Here is a 4,219-nt window from a genome sequence, read left to right as displayed (position 1 = left end):
GCGGTGAGGCACCGCCGGGAACGCCCCCGCGGTGCCTCACCGCGGGGATGCGGCCCGTCCGGTCAGCTCCGCGAACCGCTCGCGGCGGCGCGGGCGGCACCGCGACCGGGCAGCACAATGGCCCCATGGAGCTCACCAAGAAGGGCCACGCCTGCGTCGCCCTGCACCGCGAAGGACGCACGCTCGTCATCGACCCGGGCGGCTTCAGCGAGGCGGACGCCGCCGTCGGCGCCGACGCGATCCTGGTCACCCACGAGCACCCCGACCACTTCGACGAGAGCCGGCTGCGCGCCGCGCTGGAGGCGAACCCGGCCGCGGAGATCTGGACCCCGCGCAGCGTCGCCGAACGGATCTCGGCCGCCTTCCCCGGACGCGTCCACACCGTCGGCGGCGGCGACGCCTTCACCGCCGCCGGCTTCGAGGTGGAGGCGCACGGCGAGCTGCACGCCGTCATCCATCCCGACATCCGGCGCGTCACCAACATCGGCTACGCCGTCACCGCGGACGGCGTCGGCACCGTCTTCCACCCCGGCGACGCCCTGACCGTCCCCGGCCGCCCGGTGGACACCCTGCTGCTGCCGGTGCACGCCCCCTGGAGCAAGGTCGCCGAGGTCGTCGACTACGTGCGCGAGGTACGGCCGCGCGTGGCGTACGACGTCCACGACGGGCTGCTGTCGGACTTCGGGCATCTGACCTACGGCCGCCTCCTCGGCCCGGACGGTCCCGGCACCGCCGGCGCGGAGCACACCCGGCTGGAGCCCGGGCAGAGCGTCGTACTGCGGCAGGGCTGAGCCCCACCGGAAGGAGCGCCCCGCCGACGGCCGGTCGCCGCCCGCCGGTTGTCGGCGCCGGGCGGTAGATTCGCTGCCATGCGTATCGCCACCTGGAACGTCAACTCGATCACCTCACGACTGGAGCGGCTGCTGGCCTGGCTGGAGAGCAGCGGCACGGACGTGCTGTGCCTGCAGGAGCTGAAGTGCACGGCGGAGGCGTTCCCGGCCGAACCGCTGCGCGAACTGGGCTACGAGGCCGCGGTCAACGCCTCGGGCCGGTGGAACGGGGTGGCGGTGCTGTCCCGGGTGGGCCTGGAGGATCCGGTGATCGGCCTGCCCGGAGGGCCCGACTACGAGGGCGTCACCGAGCCCCGCGCGGCGGGCGCCACCTGCGGCGGGGTGCGTGTGTGGTCGGTGTACGTGCCCAACGGCCGCGAGGTGGGCCACCCGCACTTCGAGTACAAGCTCCGGTGGTTCGCCGCGCTGCGGGAGCTGGCGGCGAGGGAGTCGGGGCAGGGGGAGCGGCCCTTCGCCGTCCTCGGCGACTACAACGTCGCGCCGACCGACGAGGATGTCTACGACCCCGCCGTCTTCGAGGGCTCCACACACGTCACCCCGGCCGAGCGCGAGGCGCTGGCCGGGCTGCGCGAGGCGGGCCTGGCCGACGTCGTGCCGCGCCCGCTGAAGTACGACCGCCCCTACACCTACTGGGACTACCGCCAGCTCGGCTTCCCCAAGAACAAGGGCATGCGCATCGACCTGGTCTACGGCGACCCGGCCTTCGAGTCAGCGGTGAAGGACGCCTACGTCGACCGCGAGGAGCGCAAGGGCAAGGGCGCCTCGGATCACGCCCCGGTCGTCGTCGACCTGGAGGTGTGAGCGTCCGCCCGCGTGCCTAGTGCCGTTCACCGCGCCGTTGATGTCACGCTGAGGCGTATGAACATCCCCTTCCTGGACAACTGGCGCAAGCGGCACGGCATGTCCCGCGCAGTGGCGGTGATGCGGTCCGCCCCCCATGACGCCGAGGGAGTGGCGCAACTGCTGTCCGAGTGCGAACTGCTGCGCAGACAGGCCGAGTCGGCGGGGATCGAGCTGGAGGACACGCCCGGGGCGCTGGCGGCCCTCGACCAGCTGCTGCCGCGCTGGCGCGACGAGGACCCCGAGGCGCTGACCTGGCTGGGCAACGACGCGGGCCTGTACCTGGGCACCGTCGTCGTCCGCACGGTGCCGGGCGCGCGGTGGCAGGTGTGGCCGAACGGCCGGCCGGTGGTGCGGCTGGCCTCCGGTCGCGAGCTGGACGTGGTGGCGGCGGGCCACGAGTGGGCGCTCGGCGGCACACCGGAGCTGTCGCAGATGTACGCGGAGGCATCCGAGGCGTGACGGCCGCCGGCCGGTCCGACCCGCCCGGTCGAGTGCCGGGCCGTCAGCCGGGGAAGTCGATGCGGTACTCCAGCCGCCACCGGTCCGCGCGCACCACGATGTCGGAGGTTTCCACGGCCCGGCCGTCCGCCGTGTGGTGGGTGCGCTCGATGACCGTCACGCACTGCCCGGGGGAGCACCCCAGAGCCCGCGACTCCGCGCTGGTTGCCGACCGTGAGCCGACCAGCTCGGTGGCCCGCGCCACGGGGAGGCCGATGGCCGCGAACCGCTCGCGCACCCCGCGCCGGGCGTACGGGCCGCGCTCGGGGAAGACAACCTCGGTGGCCTCGGTGAGGGCCAGTGGCTCCCAGCTGGTGGCGAGCTGGAGCGGGCGCCGGTCGGCGAGGTACTCGTACCGCGTGCACATCACCCGGTCGTCCGCGTCGATTCCCAGCCGCTCGGCTATCCGCGGCGGGGCCCCGGTGGTGGTGGAGGTGGCCTCCCACAGCAGCGAGCGGGTGGCCGGGGAGTCGGTGAGCAGCCGGGCCGCGAACGGGGAGTCCGCCGTCTCGCCGGTGCGCAGCAGACTGCCGACGGGGCTGCGGTCGGTGACGAAGACCCCGCGTCCGAACTGCCCCTCCGCGTAGCCGGCGGCCTTCAGTACGCGCACCGCCCGGTCCACGGTCTGGTCGCTGGCGGCGTAGGTGCGTTTCAGCTCCGAACGCGAGGGGATGCGGGAGCCCACGGCCAGGATCCCCTCGTCGATCTGCTGCCGCAGATCGTCGGCGATCCGCTGGTAGACCGGTCTGCTGTCGCCCATCCGGGACTCCTCTCCGTGCTGTCGCCTGCGGGGTGGGAACACTCTCCTCGCCTGGTCCAACAGGTTAGGAGGGGGCCATTGCCGCACGAGGCGTCGTGGGCAACATCATCGGGAACACCTCGGCGACATCGGTACCCGGTTCTGCAAACTCCTTGCGCGATCCGCTGTTTGACCGGGTCAGCTCCCGGTCCGGCCACGTGCCCGGTGCTGGCGGGCGGGCGGGTGGGGGCACGGGTGCGGCCTCCGGCGGCGCGGTGAGGGCGGCCCGGGTGACGTCCGCGTCGATCCGCACCCCCGGTAGCAGGGAGTGGAGATGGGCCGCTGTCCGCCGGTTCGCCACCGGTCCCCCCACGCAGAACTCGGTCCGCTCGCCGAAGCCCTGGCGGACGTTCTCGTGCGACAGCACCCGCGCGTTCGCGCCGCACTCCTTGACCAGGGCGGACAGCTCCAGCAGGGCGAACACGTCGTCGCGGGAGACGGCGCCCTCTTCCGCGGCGGCCTTGTGCCCGACCACCAGCAGGCACTCGGAGTGCTCCGGCAGGCCGAAGAAGCGCTGCTCGCGGCGGAGCGCGCGGCGCCACAGGAAGGCGCGTCCGAACCAGCCGAGCGAGGTGGTGATGCCGGCCGCGAGCACGCCCAGCACGATGTCGCGCAGGTTGTCGTCCATGGAGCGGAAGCGTATCGCCGGATGGTGACTCTGTTCGAAGCATGACAAGGGAGAGGGGGTGGGGAGGGGCGCGAAAACTGTTCGTAGCACGGCGGTGACATTCGATGAAACACGGCTGGTGTGCCATGGCCCCATGCCAGTGCCGCAACCGACCGGCAGCATGCACCGGGCCGCTGCCGGCCTCGACGTGCCCGGTGGTCCGGACCTGCCCGAGGCCGCCGAGTTCGCCGCCGCGCTCACCGCGCTCACCGCCGAACTCGACCCGGCCGCCGGATGGTACGGGGTCTTCGCCCGGAGCGACCCCGAAGGGCTGGCCGCCTGTCTGGCGGGCCGCCGTATCCCGCCGTGGGACGTGGTCGCCTCCCTGCTGGACGACCTCACCGTCCGCCGGGGCCCCCGGCGGGCGCGCCCCCGGGCCGCATGGCTGAGGACGCTGTACCTGGCCTCGCTCGCCGCCTGCGACGAGGCGGCCGGCGATCGGCGGAGGCGGGCCGCCGAACTGCGGGAGGTGCTGGTGCGGACACTGCGCGAGCAGCGGCACGCGGCCGACCGCGAACAGGCCCTGGAGCGCGCGCTGACGGCGGGCGGCCGGGCGGCGGC

At 73.7% G+C, this 4,219-nt stretch carries 5 protein-coding genes and 1 pseudogene; 4 read left to right on the top strand and 2 right to left on the bottom strand.

All coding sequences use genetic code 11. The features are described 5' to 3' along the window. The first annotated feature begins 125 nt into the window (after positions 1–125). The 3 genes from LJ221_RS20875 to LJ221_RS20865 all read left to right on the top strand — a co-directional run bounded on the left by LJ221_RS20875 (position 126) and on the right by LJ221_RS20865 (position 2,153). On the top strand, positions 126–791 hold the full coding sequence (locus LJ221_RS20875; protein WP_241718268.1) for an MBL fold metallo-hydrolase: 666 nt from the start codon (positions 126–128) through the stop codon (positions 789–791). Positions 792–869: 78 nt separating this feature from the next. After that, positions 870–1,652: an exodeoxyribonuclease III gene (locus LJ221_RS20870; protein ID WP_241718267.1), complete on the top strand. Its 783-nt coding sequence runs from the start codon at positions 870–872 to the stop codon at positions 1,650–1,652. Positions 1,653–1,709: 57 nt separating this feature from the next. Beyond that, positions 1,710–2,153, top strand: a complete 444-nt coding sequence (locus LJ221_RS20865) for a DUF6278 family protein (RefSeq protein ID WP_241718266.1) — start codon at positions 1,710–1,712, stop codon at positions 2,151–2,153. Positions 2,154–2,196: 43 nt separating this feature from the next. Here the strand turns inward: LJ221_RS20865 and LJ221_RS20860 are convergent, their stop codons facing one another. Both LJ221_RS20860 and LJ221_RS20855 read right to left on the bottom strand, forming a co-directional pair. After that, positions 2,197–2,952 carry a GntR family transcriptional regulator gene (locus tag LJ221_RS20860; RefSeq protein WP_241718265.1) on the bottom strand — a complete coding sequence of 252 codons (756 nt, stop codon included), beginning with the start codon at positions 2,950–2,952 and terminating at the stop codon, positions 2,197–2,199. A 64-nt stretch (positions 2,953–3,016) separates the two neighbouring features. Next, on the bottom strand, positions 3,017–3,619 hold the full coding sequence (locus LJ221_RS20855; RefSeq protein ID WP_241718264.1) for a hypothetical protein: 603 nt from the start codon (positions 3,617–3,619) through the stop codon (positions 3,017–3,019). 133 nt (positions 3,620–3,752) lie between these two features. On the opposite strand from LJ221_RS20855, the pseudogene LJ221_RS20850 reads away from it, so the two are divergent. Next, positions 3,753–4,219, top strand: a pseudogene (locus LJ221_RS20850) (hypothetical protein); the annotation flags it as partial.

It is taken from the genome of Streptomyces sp. CNQ085 (assembly GCF_022614595.1).
GTDB lineage: Bacteria > Actinomycetota > Actinomycetes > Streptomycetales > Streptomycetaceae > Streptomyces.
Note: the sequence above shows the minus strand (reverse complement) of the source record. Positions and strands in the feature narration are given on the sequence as shown.

What these genes read in the sequence shown, in the direction of transcription:
- LJ221_RS20875 (WP_241718268.1), top strand. Translation starts at nt 126, where the DNA reads ATGGAGCTCACCAAGAAGGGCCACGCCTGCGTCGCCCTGCACCGCGAA.
- LJ221_RS20870 (WP_241718267.1), top strand. Translation starts at nt 870, where the DNA reads ATGCGTATCGCCACCTGGAACGTCAACTCGATCACCTCACGACTGGAG.
- LJ221_RS20855 (WP_241718264.1), bottom strand. Translation starts at nt 3,619, where the DNA reads ATGGACGACAACCTGCGCGACATCGTGCTGGGCGTGCTCGCGGCCGGC.
- LJ221_RS20860 (WP_241718265.1), bottom strand. Translation starts at nt 2,952, where the DNA reads ATGGGCGACAGCAGACCGGTCTACCAGCGGATCGCCGACGATCTGCGG.
- LJ221_RS20865 (WP_241718266.1), top strand. Translation starts at nt 1,710, where the DNA reads ATGAACATCCCCTTCCTGGACAACTGGCGCAAGCGGCACGGCATGTCC.